The sequence below is a fragment of the Rhizobium sp. CB3090 genome (genome assembly GCF_029714285.1).
Classification (GTDB): domain Bacteria; phylum Pseudomonadota; class Alphaproteobacteria; order Rhizobiales; family Rhizobiaceae; genus Rhizobium.
In genome coordinates this window covers 2,272,041-2,288,426 of the sequence record NZ_CP121662.1, presented here as the reverse complement: position 1 = coordinate 2,288,426, position 16,386 = coordinate 2,272,041, and the positions used below count along the sequence as shown (strand labels likewise).

Below are 16,386 nucleotides of genomic sequence, written 5' to 3'. Positions count from 1 at the left end.
TCTTCCGATATACCGGCCAGGGCTCGCCGAAAGGCGTGCCCTGGCTCTGATATTTATGACGATCGCCCGGTCTGTTATGTTCGGCTGGGGCGTTGGATACGGACAATGGACAATACCATCCTCGAAATGCGGAGCATCACCAAATCGTTCCCCGGTGTGAACGCTTTGGAAAATGTCAATCTGAAGGTCCGTCAGGGCGAAATCCACGCTTTGGTGGGCGAAAACGGGGCCGGCAAGTCCACCCTGATGAAGGTGCTCTCGGGTGTTTATCCGGCCGGCAGTTATGACGGCGACATCTTCTATGACGGCGCGGTTCGCCAGTTCAAGACCATCAAGGACTCGGAAGAAGTCGGCATCATCATCATCCACCAGGAGCTGGCGCTCGTGCCGCTTTTGTCGATTGCCGAGAACATCTTCCTGGGCAACGAGGTCGGCGCCAATGGCGTGATCAACTGGCAGCAGACGTTCAATCGCACCAAGCAACTCCTCGCCAAGGTCGGCCTCAGGGAATCTCCGAACACGCTCGTGACCGACATCGGTGTCGGCAAGCAGCAGCTCGTCGAGATCGCCAAGGCCCTTTCGAAGAGCGTGAAGCTACTCATTCTCGACGAGCCGACCGCATCGCTCAACGAAAGCGATTCGGATGCGCTCCTCAATCTCCTCATGGAGTTCCGCAATCAGGGCATCACCTCGATCATCATCACCCACAAGCTCAACGAAGTGCGAAAGGTGGCCGACGAAATCACGGTGCTGCGCGACGGCATGACGGTGAAAACGCTGAACTGTCATGAAGAGGCGATCAGCGAAGACATCATCATTCGCAATATGGTCGGCCGCGAGCTCGCGGATCGCTATCCGCCGCGTTCGGTGCCGATCGGCGAGACGATCTTCGAGGTCAAGAACTGGAACGCCTTCCACCAGCAGCATCGCGACCGCCAAGTGCTGCACAACATCAATATCAACGTCCGCAAGGGCGAAGTGGTCGGCATTGCCGGCCTGATGGGTGCCGGCCGTACCGAATTCGCCATGAGCGTCTTCGGCAAATCCTATGGCCACAAAGTCAGCGGCGAGGTGTTGGTCGAAGGCAAGCCGGTGGATGTCAGCACGGTGCGCAGGGCAATCGACGCGGGTCTTGCCTATGTCACCGAGGACCGCAAGCAGCTCGGCCTGGTCCTCAACGAAAGCATCCTGCACAATACGACCCTCGCCAACCTGTTCGGTATCTCCAAGGCGACCGTAATCGACGATGTCCGCGAGTTGCAGGTCGCGACCAACTACCGTTCCAAGCTGCGTATCCGCAGCTCCGGTGTTTTTCAGGAAGCAGTCAATCTTTCCGGCGGCAACCAGCAGAAGGTGGTGCTGTCGAAGTGGCTGTTCTCCGATCCCGAGGTGCTCATCCTCGACGAGCCGACGCGAGGCATCGACGTCGGCGCCAAATACGAAATCTATTCCATCATCAACCAGCTTGCCGCCGACGGGAAGGGCGTTCTGATGATTTCATCGGAAATGCCTGAGCTTCTCGGCACCTGCGACCGCATCTACGTCATGAACGAAGGACGGATCGTCGCCGAACTGCCGAAGGGAGAGGCGAGCCAGGAAAGCATCATGCGCGCTATCATGCGCTCAGGGGAGAAGTAATAATGACCACGGCCAGCCCAGCCACCGAAGATACCAGCCACGTAATTTCCATTGGCGAATACATCCGCAACAACATCCGGGAATACGGCATGCTGATCGCACTGATCGCGATCATGTTGTTTTTCCAGATTTCGACCGGCGGCGTTCTCTTCAGGCCCCTGAACCTCACAAACCTGGTTCTGCAGAATTCGTTCATCGTCATCGTTGCGCTCGGCATGCTGCTGGTGATCGTCGCGGGACACATCGACCTGTCGGTCGGCTCGATCGTCGGCTTCATCGGCGCGGTCGCGGCTATTCTCATTGCCGAGTGGCACATGAACTACGTTTTGGCGACGGTGATCTGCCTCGCGCTCGGCGGCGCGGTCGGCGCCGCCCAGGGCTATTTCATTGCCTATCACCGCATTCCGTCCTTCATCGTGACGCTTGCGGGCATGCTGATCTTCCGCGGTTTGACCCTGTCGGTCATGACGGCTGCGGGCAGCGGTACCAGCATCGGTCCGTTCCCGCCGGATTACCAGTTGATCAGCACCGGTTTCATTCCCGATTTCATCGACATGGGGACGATCCATTCCACCTCGCTGCTGCTGTCCGCCATCATCCCGGTCGTTCTCTTCGTTCTTGCCTGGCGTCGCCGTCAGGTCAATGAAAGCCACGGCATCGATGTCGAGCCCTTCAGCTTCTTTATGGCGCAAAATCTGCTCGTCAGCGTCGCGATCCTGTTTCTTGGCTATCTGCTGTCCACCTATAAGGGCCTGCCGAATGTTCTGGTCCTGATGCTGGTGCTGATTGCGGGCTATGCCTTCATCACGCGCCGCACGACCATCGGTCGCCGCATCTATGCCATGGGCGGCAATGAAAAGGCGACCAAGTTGTCGGGTATCAATACCCAGCGCCTGAGCTTCTACACCTTCGTCAACATCGGCGTGCTTGCCGGTCTGGCCGGCATCATCGTTGCAACGCGCCTGAACTCGGCCACCGCCAAGGGTGGCACGGGTCTGGAACTCGACGTGATCGCGGCCTGCTTCATCGGCGGTGCCTCTGCCTCCGGCGGTGTCGGCAAGATCACCGGTGCCGTCATCGGCGCCTTCATCATGGGTGTCATGAACAACGGCATGTCGCTGCACGGCCTGGGCACGGACTACCAGCAGATGGTCAAGGGTGCGGTGCTGCTCGCCGCCGTCTTCCTTGACGTCTACAACAAGAACCGGGGCTGATCGCGGCTCGCGCGACCAGCCAACGATCTAGAACCAAATCCACGACAGAGTCCGGCTCTCGCTGAGAGCCGGAGCGGGAGATCGCATCCGATCTCCTTCCATTAGAAAAGGATGAAAAACATGCTCATTTCCCAGATCAAGGGTTCGAACGGCGGAATTGTCGTCGCCGTGCGCAATGGGCCGGGCACCCCTGCTAAGGCTGTTGTGAATGCCGGCAGCGTCTACGCCTTGGCCATGGAAGCCGCCGATAACGACAAATCTCTCGTCTCTGTCATTGAGGCGCATGGGCTTGGCGAAGAGATCGATCTGGAAAAAGCGTATGCCGAAGGTCGTTTCCTGCCGCCGATCACCCATCCCGATGCCGCACACCTGCATCTGACCGGCACCGGCCTGACCCATCTCGGCTCGGCTGCGACCCGCGATTCCATGCACAAGAAGACGAGCGAAGCTGCTGAAGAGACGCTGACCGACTCGATGAAGATGTTCAAGATGGGCATCGAAGGCGGCAAGCCGAAGGACGGCGAAAAGGGCGTTCAGCCCGAATGGTTCTACAAGGGCAACGGCTATGGTGCGGCAGCACCCGGCGCGGCGCTTATCTCTCCGTCTTTCGCGCTCGATGGCGGCGAGGAGCCGGAGATGGCGGGCATTTATATCATCGCCAAGGACGGCTCACCGTTCCGGATCGGCTTTGCGCTCTCGAACGAATTTTCCGATCACGTCACTGAGCGGATCAACTATCTCTATCTCGCCCATTCCAAGCTGCGTCCGGCAAGCTTCGGCCCGGAAATCCGTATCGGCGCCGCGCCGGAAGATATCCGGGGCACTTCGCGCATCAAGCGCGGCGACAAGGTGATCTTCGAAAAGCCCTTCCTCTCGGGCGAGGCGAACATGTCGCATACTTTCGCCAATCTCGAATACCATCATTTCAAGTACGGCCTGTTCCGCATCCCCGGCGACATCCATGTCCATATGTTCGGCACAGCGACGCTCTCCTTCGCGGAAGGCATCAAGCCGGAAGCCGGCGATGTCTTCGAAATCGAAGTGGCCGACTTCGGCCTGCCGCTGCGCAATCGGCTTGCCATTGCCGCCGAAGAGAAAGTGGCCGTTCGCCAGCTCTAATGTGTCGAGGCCGGCTACACCTGTGTGACCGGCCGTTTCCAAGAAGATCCAGGAAGGCATGAAGCCATGACCATTCATCAGAATCTGATCGCCGGCGAATGGACCGGCACGACCGGCGCCGAGAATATCAATCCGTCTGATACCAACGAAGTCGTCGGCCTCTATGCCAGCGCCAGCGTGCAGGATGTAGCCGACGCCATTGCTGCGGCCAAGGCCGCTTTCCCAGCCTGGTCGCGCTCCGGCATTCTGGAGCGCCATACCATCCTGAAGAAGGCAGGCGACGAGATCTTGGCCCGCAAGGAAGAACTCGGCGCGCTGCTTGCCCGCGAAGAGGGCAAGACGCTTCCGGAAGCAATCGGCGAAACGATCCGCGCCGCGCAGATCTTCGAATTCTTCGCCGGCGAGGCCCTGCGCCTGTCGGGGGAGGTGGTTCCTTCCGTGCGCCCGAACATCGGTGTCGAGATCACTCGGGAGCCGCTTGGCGTCATCGGTGTCATCACCCCCTGGAACTTCCCGATTGCCATTCCGGCCTGGAAGATCGCGCCGGCGCTCTGCTACGGCAACACCGTCGTCTTCAAGCCGGCCGATCTCGTGCCCGGCTGTTCCTGGGCGATCGCCGATATTCTCCACCGCGCCGGCCTGCCGAAGGGTGTCTTGAACCTCGTCATGGGCAAGGGCTCGGTCGTCGGCCAGGCAATGCTCGACAGCCCGGTTCTTTCCGGCATCACCTTCACCGGTTCGGTTGGCACCGGCAAGCGCGTGGCACTCTCCTCAGTCGAGCATGGCCGCAAGTATCAGCTTGAAATGGGCGGCAAAAACCCGATGGTCGTGCTTGACGATGCCGACCTGACCGTTGCCGTCGAGGCGGCTGCCAATTCCGCCTTCTTCTCGACCGGCCAGCGCTGTACGGCCTCGTCGCGCCTCATTGTCACCGAAGGCATTCACGACAGGTTCGTGGCGGCACTGACGGAAAAGCTGAAGACGCTGAACGTCGACAACGCCGTCAAGGCCGGCACCCATATAGGTCCGGTCGTCGATGCCAAGCAGTTGAAGACCGACACGGACTATATCGAGATCGGCAAGCAGGAAGGCGCCAAGCTTGCCTTCGGCGGCGAACTTATCAGCCGCGAAACGCCCGGTTTCTATCTGCAGCCGACGCTGTTTACCGAAGCGACGAACCAGATGCGCATCAGCCGCGAGGAGATCTTCGGGCCGGTCGCTTCAGTCATCCGGGTGAAGGATTACGAAGAGGCGCTGGCAACGGCCAACGACACGCCGTTCGGCCTGTCCTCCGGCATTGCCACGACGAGCCTGAAGCATGCGACGCATTTCAAGCGCAATTCCGAAGCCGGCATGGTGATGGTCAACCTGCCGACCGCCGGTGTCGATTTCCACGTGCCGTTCGGCGGCCGCAAGGGTTCGTCCTTCGGCCCGCGCGAGCAGGGCAAATATGCCGCCGAGTTCTTCACCACCGTCAAGACCGCATACACGCTGGCCTGATCAACGACTTCAAAGCCCAGGCGCGAACGAGGCGGCCTGGGCGACGCAAAAGGTACTGAGACAATGAAAAAGAAAGCTGAATGGCCGCGTAAGCTGCGTTCCTATGACTGGTTCGGCGGCACCGGCAAGAACGCGATCATGCATCGCTCCTGGATGAAGAACCAGGGCCTTCCGGCGGACACGTTCGACGGCCGGCCGATCATCGGCATCTGTAACACTTGGTCGGAGCTGACGCCCTGCAACGCGCACCTGCGCGATCTTGCAGAGCGCGTGAAGCGCGGTGTCTACGAGGCCGGTGGTTTCCCGGTTGAATTCCCGGTCTTCTCCGTTGGCGAAAGCACGCTGCGCCCGACGGCCATGATGTTCCGCAACCTCGCGGCCATGGATGTTGAAGAAGCGATCCGCGGCAATCCGGTCGATGGCGTCGTGCTGCTCGGCGGCTGCGATAAGACCACGCCGAGCTTGCTGATGGGTGCGGCTTCGGTCGACATCCCGGTCATCCTCGTTTCCGGCGGTCCGATGCTGAACGGCAAGTGGCGCGGCAAGGATGTCGGTTCCGGCACAGCCGTCTGGCAGTTTTCGGAAATGGTCAAGTCCGGCGAGATGACGCTGGAAGAATTCATGGATGCGGAGCAGGGCATGGCCCGCTCAGCCGGTAGCTGCATGACAATGGGTACGGCTTCGACCATGGCGTCGATGGCGGAAGCGCTCGGCATGACGTTGCCCGGCAATGCCGCCATCCCGGCTGTCGATGCCCGTCGTCGCGTCATTTCCCAGCTTTCTGGTCGCCGCATCGTCGACATGGTCAAGGAAGACCTGAAACCGTCAGACATTCTGACCAAGGAAGCGTTCGAGAACGCGATCCGCGTCAATGGCGCCGTCGGCGGTTCGACCAATGCCGTTCTGCACCTGCTGGCGCTTGCCGGCCGCGTCGGTGTCGATCTGTCACTCGACGATTGGGATCGCCTTGGCCGCGAAGTGCCTACGATCGTGAACCTGCAGCCGTCGGGCAAGCATCTGATGGAAGAGTTCTACTATGCCGGCGGTCTGCCCGTCGTCATTAAGGCAGTCGGCGACATGGGCCTGCTGCACAAGGACGCCATCACGGTCACCGGTGATACGATCTGGGCTGGCGTGAAGGATGTTGTCAACTATAATGACGACGTTATCGTACCGCGCGAAAAGGCGCTGACGCAGTCCGGCGGCATCGCGGTTCTGCGTGGCAACTTGGCTCCTAAGGGCGCAGTTCTCAAGCCTTCAGCCGCTTCGCCGCATCTGATGCAGCACAAGGGCCGCGCCGTGGTCTTCGAAAGCATCGAGGACTATCACGCCCGCATCAACCGCGATGATCTCGACATCGACGAGAACTGCGTCATGGTGCTGAAGTACTGCGGCCCGAAGGGTTATCCGGGCATGGCCGAAGTCGGCAACATGGGCTTGCCGCCGAAGGTGCTGAAAAAGGGCATCACCGACATGATCCGCATCTCGGATGCGCGCATGTCCGGTACGGCCTATGGCACCGTCATCCTGCACACGGCTCCGGAAGCCGCTGATGGCGGACCGCTGGCCCTGGTTCAGAACGGCGACATCATCGCCGTCGACGTTCCTGCCCGCACCATCCAGCTCGAAGTGTCGGATGAGGAACTGGCAAAGCGCCGCGCCGCCTGGGTTTCCCCGGTCAAGCCGCTCACCGGCGGTTACGGCGGTCTCTATGTGAATTCGGTCATGCAGGCAGATACCGGCGCCGACCTTGATTTCCTCGTCGGCCCGCGCGGCTCGGAAATCCCGAACAATCGCGACAGCCACTGAGTTTGGCGATTGGAATTGGAAAGGGGCGGGACGGAAGTTCCGCCCCTTTCGTATGCTGCGTCCGTTCGGCAGATGGGCGGCGCATATCGGCGCATGGTTCGGGCTGCGCTGCTTTGATCAGCAGTTCATGATATAGTCTCTTTCGGATCGCATCCTTAATCCGGCATCGGGGGATCGCTATGTCAGCCTTGCAGGCCGATACCTACTATCTTTTTGGCAATCTTTTTCGTTTCCATGCTCACAGCACCGATACAGGTGGGGCCTATTGCCTTATCGAGACGCTGACGGCGCCAGGGGCGGGGGCGCCGCCGAACAGGCATCCCGATGATGACCAGGCGTTTTATATCCTTGACGGGCTGTTCGAATTCATGGTCGATGGCGAGACCGTCCAGGCGCAGGCCGGTAGTTTCGTCAAGATACCGACAGGCGCCATTCATGCGTTCCGCAATATCGGCTCGGCGCCGGGACGGCTTCTAATCATCAATTCACCCGGCCGCGTTCACGATGGCTTCTTTACAGAAGCAGGCAAGGCGATGCCGGTGGGCACGCGCGACCTGCCGCCGCCTGGCGGGCAACCGCCGGATATTCCGCGTGTGGTTGAGATCGGGCGGCGCAACGGGCTGGAATTCTTGTTGCCCGATGGCGAGGCGCACTGAACTCAGCTTTGGCTCTGACTTTGGCTTTGTCCCTGGTTCGCCACCGTCACCTTGACCGAGAGGCTTTCGCCCGGCGTGCCGAGGCGCATGCCGGAGACGGGGGCAGCGTCGCGATAGCAGAGGCCGGTGGCGATGCGAACGTAGCGCGCATCGGGGCAGACGTCATTGGCCGGATCGAAACCGACCCAACCGAGGCCTGGAATATGCGCTTCAGCCCAGGCATGTGTCGCGGCCTGCTCGGTGGCGCCTTCCATCAGGAGATAGCCTGAGACATAGCGGGCCGGGATGCGCAGGGCGCGGGCGCCGGAAATGAAGATGTGGGCATGGTCCTGGCAGACGCCGCTCTTCTTTTCCAGGGCCTGTTCCGCGGTCGTTTCCGTGTCGCTGGTGCCGGGCTTGTATTCCACCGTCTGGTGGATTGCGCCCATCAGCGCATGCATCTTGCCGAGTTCGTTGTCGCCGGAAAGGCTGCGCAACAGCTCCTTCGTAAGCTTACCGGCCTTTGTGCGCGGCGTTTCCCGCAGGAAGAGCCAGAGCGGACTGAAGCCGCTATGCTGGCCGATGACGCCATTCAGATCCTGCGTTTCGATCTCGCCGGTGGCAACGATCCGGGTAGCGTCCTGTGCGCCGTCGAGTGAAACAAGCGTCACGCGATTGGCGAACTGGTCCTCATATTCCACTTCCGGATGGGCGCCCTCGACCTTCAGCTTCCAATCGAGGACAGTCTGGCCAGGACCGGTGAGTGGCGTGAGCCGGAGGCGCTGCAATGAAAACTGCGCCGGTTCGTCGTAGCGGTATTCGGTGGTATGGCTGATCGTCAGTCTCATAATGTGATCCGCTTACTGATAGAACCGGTAGCCGTCGGAGATTTCCGCGCTGAGCTTATTGTTGCGCGAAACGAAATCCTCCAGGAATTCATGCAGTCCCTGATCCATGATGCTCTTGACGGTGAGCGTTTGCAGCATCTTGCGGATGGCATCTGCCGTGTCGTGTGCGGGGAGCCGCTGATCGTACTCCGCCCCGAGATAGCCGATATTGCTGACGATCTTTTCGTAGCAATAGGCAAGCGAGCGCGGCATCTGGCCATTGAGGATCAGGAAGTCGGCAATGTTGGCCGGCTTGTACTCCGGATCATATGCCCATTTATAGGCGCGATGGGCCGAGACCGAGCGCAGGATCGATTCCCATTGCGCATTGTCGAGCGACGAGCCGACATGCGAGATCGACGGCAGCAGCACGTAATATTTCACGTCGAGAATGCGCGCGGTATTGTCGGCACGTTCGATGAAGGTGCCGATGCGGGCGAAGTTGTAAAGTTCGTTGCGCAGCATCGAGCCGTGAAACGCGCCGCGGATCAATCCGGCGCGGCGTTTGATGACCTCGATCATCTCCGGCACTTCGGCGGTCTTCAGGCGCTTGGCAAGCAATGTCTTCAGCTCGATCCAGCATTCGTTGGTGGCTTCCCAGGTGTCGCGGGTGAGCGCCGTGCGGACCATGCGGGCGTTGTTGCGGCCATAATCGATGCAGGACATCACGCTCGACGGATTGGAGCGGTCGCGGATCAGATAATCGATCGCGTCGGCGCCAGTCAGCTTGCCGTGCACCTCGTTATAGGCTTCGCGCACGCCGGCGCTCTGCAAGACGCCATCCCAATCGTCTTCCACTGCACCGCTGCGGGTCAGCGACATGCGTTGGCCGGCATCGACCAGACGGGCTATGTTTTCGGCGCGCTCGATGTAACGGAACATCCAGTAGAGGCCATTCGCGGTTCTTCCAAGCATGTCCGTTTCAGTCCTCCAGAACCCAGGTATCTTTGGTGCCGCCGCCCTGGCTGGAATTGACCACCAGCGAGCCTTCCTTCAGTGCCACGCGGGTCAAGCCGCCTGGAATGATCTGCACCTTATCTGACACGAGGACATAGGGGCGCAGGTCGACATGGCGGGGGGCTATGCCCTTGTTGACCAGGATCGGCACGGTCGACAGCGAAAGGGTCGGCTGGGCGATATAATTATTTGGTTTGGCCTTCAGTTTCTCGGCGAATTCGGTCCGCTCCTTCTTCGAGGCGGTCGGGCCGACGAGCATGCCGTAGCCGCCGGAACCATGCACTTCCTTGACAACGAGGTCGGCCAGGTTCTCCAGCACATATTTCAGGCTGGCCGGCTCGGAACAGCGCCAGGTCGGCACGTTTTCGAGGATCGGCTTGCGGCCGGTGTAGAATTCGACGATCTCCGGCATGTAGGAATAGATCGCCTTGTCGTCGGAGATGCCGGTACCGGGCGCATTGGCGATGGTGATGTGGCCGGCGCGATAGACATCCATGATGCCGGGGATGCCGAGGGCCGAATCCGCGCGGAAGGTGAGGGGGTCGAGGAAGTCATCGTCCACGCGGCGATAGAGCACATCGATCGCTTCATAGCCGCGTGTGGTGCGCATCTTCACCTTGCCGTCGATGACGCGCAGATCCGAGCCTTCGACCAACTCCACACCCATCATGTCGGCAAGGAAGGAATGCTCGTAATAGGCGGAATTGTAGATGCCGGGGGTCAGAACGGCGACGCGCGGCTTGCCGTTGCAGCCGCGAGGCGCGAGCGAGGCGAGGCTCTGGCGCAGCAGCAGCGGATAGTCCTCGACCCGCTGCACCTTGTTCAGATGGAACAGCTCCGGGAACATCTGCATCATGGTTTCCCGGTTTTCCAGCATGTAGCTGACGCCGGAGGGCGTGCGGGCATTGTCTTCCAGCACGTAAAACTGGTCCTCGCCGGTGCGTACGATATCGGTGCCGACGATATGGGTGTAGACACCGCCCGGTGGGCGGAAGCCGATCATCTCGGGCAGGAAAGCATCGTTCTTTTCGATCAACTCGCGCGGGATGCGGCCGGCGCGGATGATCTCCTGCTTATGGTAGATATCGTCGAGGAAGGCATTGAGCGCGATGACGCGCTGTTCGATGCCTTGGGCGAGCTTGCGCCATTCTCGGCCGGAAATGATGCGTGGGATAATGTCGAAGGGGATGAGCTTTTCGGCGGAGTCCGCGTGGCCGTAGACTGCGAAGGTAATGCCGGTTTTTCGGAAGATATTTTCCGCATCGCGGGATTTGGCAATGAGGTGGCCTCTATCCTGGCCTGAGTACCACTCGAAGTATTTTTCGTAAGGTGTGCGCGGATCTTCATCCGCAGTAATCATTTCATCAAATGCCAAAGGCGCGGTCCCCATGTTTTTTCCCATTTGAATACAACAGTTTTGACAATGCAAGAAGTATGCGCGTTTGCGTGCACGAATTTCGAAGCCGTCGAAAATGCCGGAATTCCAGGCTTTTTGGGTCGATGCTCTCGTAAACGAAAGTTTGTTGCCGCGGCGCTGCGATCAAAATCTAAGCGCGTGCTTATTTTATCGCCGGCGCATGGGGAGCGCTGAATCCCTCAAAGCCAAACAGTCGGGAAGTCGATATGAAGAAAAATTGATGGTTGGGTTCAGCGGTTCGATTTTGACGCTTCGACTGTCTTCGGTTATCAGCGGTTGCCCCTGCGCATGTGACGTTCCGGTTTCAATCAGGTCCGGATCCAGCCTGCGACATCAACCTCAATCAGAGCCTCCATGTCCCTCGACACATTCGCGCCGGCGATCTTCGTCTTTCTTTGGTCCACGGGCTGGATCGTTGCGAAATATGCGACGATGCACGCGGGTCCATTTACCTTTCTCTTGATCCGGTACAGCCTGTCCGCGCTCGCTTTCGTTCTATTTTGCGCTTTCACCGGTGCGCGATGGCCGCGTGATTGGTCCAGCGTCTTCCGCGCCATTTATTCCGGCATGTTTCTGCATGGATTTTATCTCGGCGGCCTCTGGTGGGCGATCGCCACCGGCGTGCCTGCAGGGATTTCGGGCATCATCGCTGCGCTGCAGCCGCTGATGACGGCGATGGCTGCGCCCTATCTGGTCGGCGAGCGCCTGCAGCCGGCGCAGCGGCTTGGTTTGCTGCTCGGCTTCATGGGCATCGCGATTGCCATCTCGCCGAAGCTTTTGGCATCGGATACAGCCAATCTTTGGCAATCGGCGATTCCGCTCGGCGTCAATCTATTGTCGATGGTCTCGGTGACCTACGGCACGCTTTACCAAAAACGTCATCTGCAGACCGGCGATCTCCGGACTATCGCAACGCTGCAATATGTTGGCGCTATCATCGTCACCGCGCCTTTAGCGCTGACATTTGAAGATTTGCACTTCGACGGTACGCACGAAGCATTTTTTTCCCTCGGCTGGTCGGTCTTCGGCCTGTCGATGGGCGCCGTCGGTCTACTGCTCTATCTCATTCGCCGCGGTCAGGTGTCGCGCGCCGCTTCGCTGATCTACCTGATGCCACCCGCCGTCGCTATCGAAGCCGCGATCGTCTTCGGCGAACCGCTGACCCTACCGATCATTATCGGCACGTTGATCGTAGTCATCGGTGTCTATCTCACCAACAGGCGCACGGCGGATGTGGTGCCGGAATAGGGTAGAGAATACCTGCTCGAGCGAAGGCTGCGAGCGCGTGGATGGCCGGAAGAAACCGCCATTCACGGTAATAGTCGCAAAAAAGGGGGCCGTTGCCCCCCTTCTTCATTCGATCAAGCGCGTTCGCGGCGCTGGCCGTTGCCGTTGCGCGGCCCGCGGCGTTTCATGCCGCCATTGCCGCCTTCGCGATGCTCGCCGTGGCCGTGACCCTGGCTGCGCTCCTCATTGTGGCGGCCCGAGGGGCGGCCGTGAGCGTGGCGGGGACCGCGATGAGCGCCAGCTTCGTGGGCAGCGCCGTTAGCATTTGCCGGGCCGTTATGATGCGGCTTCTTGGCCGGACGGAAATCCGACGTCGAGACGAGATCGTTGTCTGCTTCCGGCCGCGGCGTCCGCTCGTCGCGGCGTTGGCCGCGGAAGTCGGCATTGCGATTGTTCTCGCGCTGCGGACGATCTTCACGCGGACGACGCTCCTGGCGTTCACCGGCCTGGCTTCGGGCTTCGCCATTTTCTTTGTCGAAGAAGGGACGACGAGCCGGGCGAGCCGGACGACCTTCGGAGCGACCCTGGCCTGCGCCACGGCCCTGACCTTGGCCGCCACGACCGCCACCCCGGTTGTTGCCGCGGGTCGGACGGGCACGGTCGGCAGGAGCCTCGCCGCTGGCAACGGCGATTTCGATGCCCATCAGGCGCTCGATATCGCGCAGCAGACGGATCTCATCGGGAGAGCAGAAGGCGATGGCGATACCGTCGCGGCCGGCGCGCGCGGTGCGGCCGATGCGGTGAACGTAGGCGTCCGGCACTTCCGGCAGGTCGTAATTGTAGACGTGCGAAACGCCGGGAATGTCGATGCCGCGTGCCGCAACGTCGGTTGCGACCAGAACGCGGACGTCACCGTCACGGAAGCCCTTGAGTGCCCGCTCGCGCTGGCCCTGGCTCTTGTTGCCGTGAATGGAAGCGACAGCAAAGCCGACATGGTCGAGATGCTTCATCAGCTTTTCGGCGCCGTGCTTGGTGCGCAGGAACACGATGGCGCGGCCATCGGGATTGGCTGATATCGTTTCCTTCAGAATCTCGGTCTTGTGGTTCTGGCCGGCAACGAAGTGGACATATTGCTCCACCTTGTCGGCGGCTTTGCCCGGAGGCGAGACTTCGACCTTCAGCGGATTGGTCAGATAGTCGGAAGCGAGATCGGCGATCGCCTTCGGCATGGTGGCCGAAAACAGCAGGGTCTGGCGCTTGGCCGGGACGAGCTTGGCGATCTTGCGCAGGTCGTGAATGAAGCCGAGGTCGAGCATCTGGTCGGCTTCGTCGAGGACGAGATAGCTGACATGGCCGAGCAACAGGGCGCGGCGGTTGATGAGATCGAGCAGGCGGCCAGGGGTGGCGACGAGGATGTCGGTGCCGCGTTCGAGCTGAAGCTGCTGCTTGTTGATCGAGGCGCCGCCGACCACGACATTGATCCGCAACGGCGTCTTGCGGACGAAGAGCTTAAGATTGTCGGCGATCTGGTTCACCAGCTCGCGGGTCGGGGCGAGGATCAGCGTGCGGACGGTGCGATTGTCGGGGCGCTTGGCGTCCTTCAGCAGCATTTCGATGATCGGCAGGCCGAAAGCGGCCGTTTTGCCGGTGCCGGTCTGGGCGAGGCCGATGAGATCGCGGCCCTGGAGAACAAGCGGGATAGCCTGTGCCTGGATGGGCGTCGGCGTCGCGAAGTTGTTTTGCGACAGCGTATCGACGATCTGCTTGGAAAGACCAAGCGAGTGAAAATCGGTCAATTCAATACCTTTCGGGGCGCCAAAGCAGATAGGCCGGGTCGCACCATGCGGTCCGGTCTGTCTCTGGCGTCAAGAACCCCGCGTGAAGTGGGAACTTGTAAGTTGGAAAAAGCTTTCCAGCGCGTCCGACCGCCTTGGGTGCGGTCTCATTTCAAAAGCGCTTTTGTCCTTCTCTTGCGTACGTCTAGTCCCGCAGGGCACGCTCACGCGGCGGCCGGAAGGTGAAAGCTGACGCGCATTTGGTCTTATTCGTCGCCGAAGTCAAGAGGTGTGGCCAAAAGCTTTTCGGAAGGCTAACGAAAATGCCGCAGGAAATCCGGCGGCATAACGCGCTCGATCTTCATAGGCCTAGCGGCAGGCCTCGACGCGGTAAGGCCGGCCCAGCCGTCGTGACGCCATGCCCAGTAGCAATCGGGACTAGAAATCGGTGGGAACGCCGCCCTCCTTCTTGCGCTTGACGACAAAGGCGTCCAGCTCTTCCTCGATCGCCGGATCGAGCGGCGGGCGTTCGTAATGGGCGAGCGTTTCCTTGAAAATGCGGTTGGCGTGATCATAGGTCGTCGGCCGGCCGGCCTCGGTCCAGGTCTCGTGATTGCGCCAGTCCGAGAGGATCGGCGAATAGAAGGCCGTTTCATAACGGGCGAGCGTGTGCGCCGTTCCGAAATAATGGCCGCCGGGGCCGACATCGCGCACGGCATCGAGCGCCAAAGCTTCGCTGCTGACGTCCAGCGGCGTCAGGAACTCGGCGACCATCTGCAGCATGTCGACATCGAGGATGAATTTCTCGAAAGAGGCGGTGAGGCCGCCTTCGCTCCAGCCGGCGGCATGCAGCACGAAGTTGCCGCCGCCCTGGGTCAGTGCCCAGAGCGAGAGCGCCGATTCATAGGCTGCCTGGGCGTCCAGCGTATTGGAAGCATTGGTGTTGGAGGTGCGATAGGGAATGCCGTAGCGGCGGGCGAGCTGGCCGCCGGCAATCACGGCTTTCATATATTCCGGCGTGCCGAAAGCGGGTGCTCCCGTCTTCATGTCGACATTCGAAGTAAAGCCGCCATACATGACCGGTGCGCCCTTGCGGACCATTTGCGTGAAGGCGATGCCGCAGAGCGCCTCGGCATTCTGCTGCACAAGCGCGCCGGCGATGGTCACCGGCGCCATGGCGCCCGCCAGCGTGAAAGGCGTAACGATCACGACCTGACCCCGCGACGACATCTCGATGATGCCCTGCAGCATCGGCCCGTCGAGGCGCAGCGGGGAGGAGGAATTGATGACAGTAAAGAGCGACGGCTCCCGCTCCATCTGCCCCGTGCTGATGCCGCGGCCGATGCGGGCGATCTCGATGGCATCGAGGTTGCGCTGCCTGCCCAGCGAATAGCAGTGAAATGCCTTGTCGGTGAGCTTGACGATGTCGGAGAGACAATCGAGATGGCGGACCGAAGCGTGGATATCGATGGGCTCGACCGGATAGCCGCCGGTCATGTGAATGACGTCGTAGGATTGGGCGAGCTTGATCAGCTTGCGAAAGTCTTCCTGATTGCCGGCCCGCCTGCCACCCTCGCGATCTGCAACGAAGGGCGCCGAGGCAACCTGGGCGAAGACGAGGTTCCTGCCGCCGATCTGAACGTTTCTAAGCGGGTTGCGGGCGTGCAGGGTGAACGTCGAGGGGACGGAGGCGATCAGCTCCGTGATCATGTTACGATCGAAGCGGACGCGATCCTTGCCCGGCGTGACATCGGCACCGGCCGCCTTCATGCGCTCGCGGGCTTCCGGCAGGATGATGTCCATGCCGATCTCTTCGAGAATGGTCAGCGACGCCTCGTGAATGTCATCGAGCGCCCCAGGCGACAGAAGTTCGGTGCGGGCGAGATTGTTGACGAGGTTGAGGTATTTCGTGCCGCTCGGCTTGCGGATGCGCTCGGCCCCGCGACCTCCGGTCCGGCGGCGGCGCTCGACCGGAATGGTAGCAGTGTCAGTCTCGTGCAAGGCCGTGTTCCTATCGTCGCTCATGCTCTCGCTCCACCATTGTGCCGATATGATTCTTGGCAGAGTTCGACCTTTGATGCTGCCGTCGTTTGCGACCAAAGGACGACCGTTCTGGGATAGTCAGTGGCCTGAACGCGACGTTCTACGCATTGGCAATATGGTTAACGCCTTGTTAAAGCGATTTGTGATAAAGCATGGTTTCAGTAA

General features: G+C 60.5%; 12 protein-coding genes. 7 read left to right on the top strand and 5 right to left on the bottom strand.

Going from position 1 to position 16,386, the window contains the following annotated elements; translation table 11 throughout:
• Positions 1-105 precede the first annotated feature (105 nt).
• The 6 genes from mmsA to QA646_RS11070 all read left to right on the top strand — a co-directional run bounded on the left by mmsA (position 106) and on the right by QA646_RS11070 (position 7,936).
• Positions 106-1,638 carry a multiple monosaccharide ABC transporter ATP-binding protein gene (gene mmsA / locus QA646_RS11095; RefSeq protein WP_283055516.1) on the top strand — a complete coding sequence of 511 codons (1,533 nt, stop codon included), beginning with the start codon at positions 106-108 and terminating at the stop codon, positions 1,636-1,638.
• 2 nt (positions 1,639-1,640) lie between these two features.
• A complete protein-coding gene (gene mmsB, locus QA646_RS11090) occupies positions 1,641-2,852 on the top strand; it encodes a multiple monosaccharide ABC transporter permease (RefSeq protein WP_283055515.1) in 1,212 nt (403 codons plus the stop codon).
• A 120-nt stretch (positions 2,853-2,972) separates the two neighbouring features.
• On the top strand, positions 2,973-3,971 hold the full coding sequence (gene araD1, locus QA646_RS11085; RefSeq protein WP_283055514.1) for an AraD1 family protein: 999 nt from the start codon (positions 2,973-2,975) through the stop codon (positions 3,969-3,971).
• Between the two features lie 66 nt (positions 3,972-4,037).
• Positions 4,038-5,471: an aldehyde dehydrogenase family protein gene (locus QA646_RS11080; RefSeq protein ID WP_283055513.1), complete on the top strand. Its 1,434-nt coding sequence runs from the start codon at positions 4,038-4,040 to the stop codon at positions 5,469-5,471.
• Positions 5,472-5,534: 63 nt separating this feature from the next.
• Positions 5,535-7,280, top strand: coding sequence for an L-arabinonate dehydratase (gene araD, locus QA646_RS11075; RefSeq protein ID WP_283055512.1), 1,746 nt, complete (start codon positions 5,535-5,537; stop codon positions 7,278-7,280).
• Between the two features lie 179 nt (positions 7,281-7,459).
• Positions 7,460-7,936 carry a cupin domain-containing protein gene (locus QA646_RS11070; RefSeq protein WP_283055511.1) on the top strand — a complete coding sequence of 159 codons (477 nt, stop codon included), beginning with the start codon at positions 7,460-7,462 and terminating at the stop codon, positions 7,934-7,936.
• A 2-nt stretch (positions 7,937-7,938) separates the two neighbouring features.
• On the opposite strand, the gene QA646_RS11065 is transcribed toward QA646_RS11070, so the two are convergent.
• The 3 genes from QA646_RS11065 to QA646_RS11055 are packed head-to-tail and all read right to left on the bottom strand — an operon-like array spanning position 7,939 to position 11,134.
• Positions 7,939-8,763 (bottom strand): transglutaminase family protein, encoded by an 825-nt coding sequence (locus QA646_RS11065; protein WP_283055510.1) that lies wholly within the window; start codon positions 8,761-8,763, stop codon positions 7,939-7,941.
• Positions 8,764-8,775: 12 nt separating this feature from the next.
• Entirely contained in the window at positions 8,776-9,717 is a 942-nt protein-coding gene (locus QA646_RS11060) for an alpha-E domain-containing protein (protein ID WP_283055509.1), read from the bottom strand.
• A 7-nt stretch (positions 9,718-9,724) separates the two neighbouring features.
• Positions 9,725-11,134, bottom strand: coding sequence for a circularly permuted type 2 ATP-grasp protein (locus QA646_RS11055; protein ID WP_283055508.1), 1,410 nt, complete (start codon positions 11,132-11,134; stop codon positions 9,725-9,727).
• 396 nt (positions 11,135-11,530) lie between these two features.
• On the opposite strand from QA646_RS11055, the gene QA646_RS11050 reads away from it, so the two are divergent.
• Entirely contained in the window at positions 11,531-12,424 is an 894-nt protein-coding gene (locus QA646_RS11050; protein ID WP_283055507.1) for a DMT family transporter, read from the top strand.
• A 113-nt stretch (positions 12,425-12,537) separates the two neighbouring features.
• Here the strand turns inward: QA646_RS11050 and QA646_RS11045 are convergent, their stop codons facing one another.
• Positions 12,538-14,199, bottom strand: coding sequence for a DEAD/DEAH box helicase (locus QA646_RS11045; protein ID WP_283055506.1), 1,662 nt, complete (start codon positions 14,197-14,199; stop codon positions 12,538-12,540).
• Positions 14,200-14,616: 417 nt separating this feature from the next.
• Positions 14,617-16,203 carry a trimethylamine methyltransferase family protein gene (locus QA646_RS11040; RefSeq protein ID WP_283055505.1) on the bottom strand — a complete coding sequence of 529 codons (1,587 nt, stop codon included), beginning with the start codon at positions 16,201-16,203 and terminating at the stop codon, positions 14,617-14,619.
• Between the last annotated feature and the right edge of the window lie 183 nt (positions 16,204-16,386).

Coding starts and splice junctions, on each gene's coding strand:
- mmsA (WP_283055516.1), top strand. CDS start 106: ATGGACAATACCATCCTCGAAATGCGGAGCATCACCAAATCGTTCCCC.
- mmsB (WP_283055515.1), top strand. CDS start 1,641: ATGACCACGGCCAGCCCAGCCACCGAAGATACCAGCCACGTAATTTCC.
- araD1 (WP_283055514.1), top strand. CDS start 2,973: ATGCTCATTTCCCAGATCAAGGGTTCGAACGGCGGAATTGTCGTCGCC.
- QA646_RS11080 (WP_283055513.1), top strand. CDS start 4,038: ATGACCATTCATCAGAATCTGATCGCCGGCGAATGGACCGGCACGACC.
- araD (WP_283055512.1), top strand. CDS start 5,535: ATGAAAAAGAAAGCTGAATGGCCGCGTAAGCTGCGTTCCTATGACTGG.
- QA646_RS11070 (WP_283055511.1), top strand. CDS start 7,460: ATGTCAGCCTTGCAGGCCGATACCTACTATCTTTTTGGCAATCTTTTT.
- QA646_RS11065 (WP_283055510.1), bottom strand. CDS start 8,763: ATGAGACTGACGATCAGCCATACCACCGAATACCGCTACGACGAACCG.
- QA646_RS11060 (WP_283055509.1), bottom strand. CDS start 9,717: ATGCTTGGAAGAACCGCGAATGGCCTCTACTGGATGTTCCGTTACATC.
- QA646_RS11050 (WP_283055507.1), top strand. CDS start 11,531: ATGTCCCTCGACACATTCGCGCCGGCGATCTTCGTCTTTCTTTGGTCC.
- QA646_RS11040 (WP_283055505.1), bottom strand. CDS start 16,203: ATGAGCGACGATAGGAACACGGCCTTGCACGAGACTGACACTGCTACC.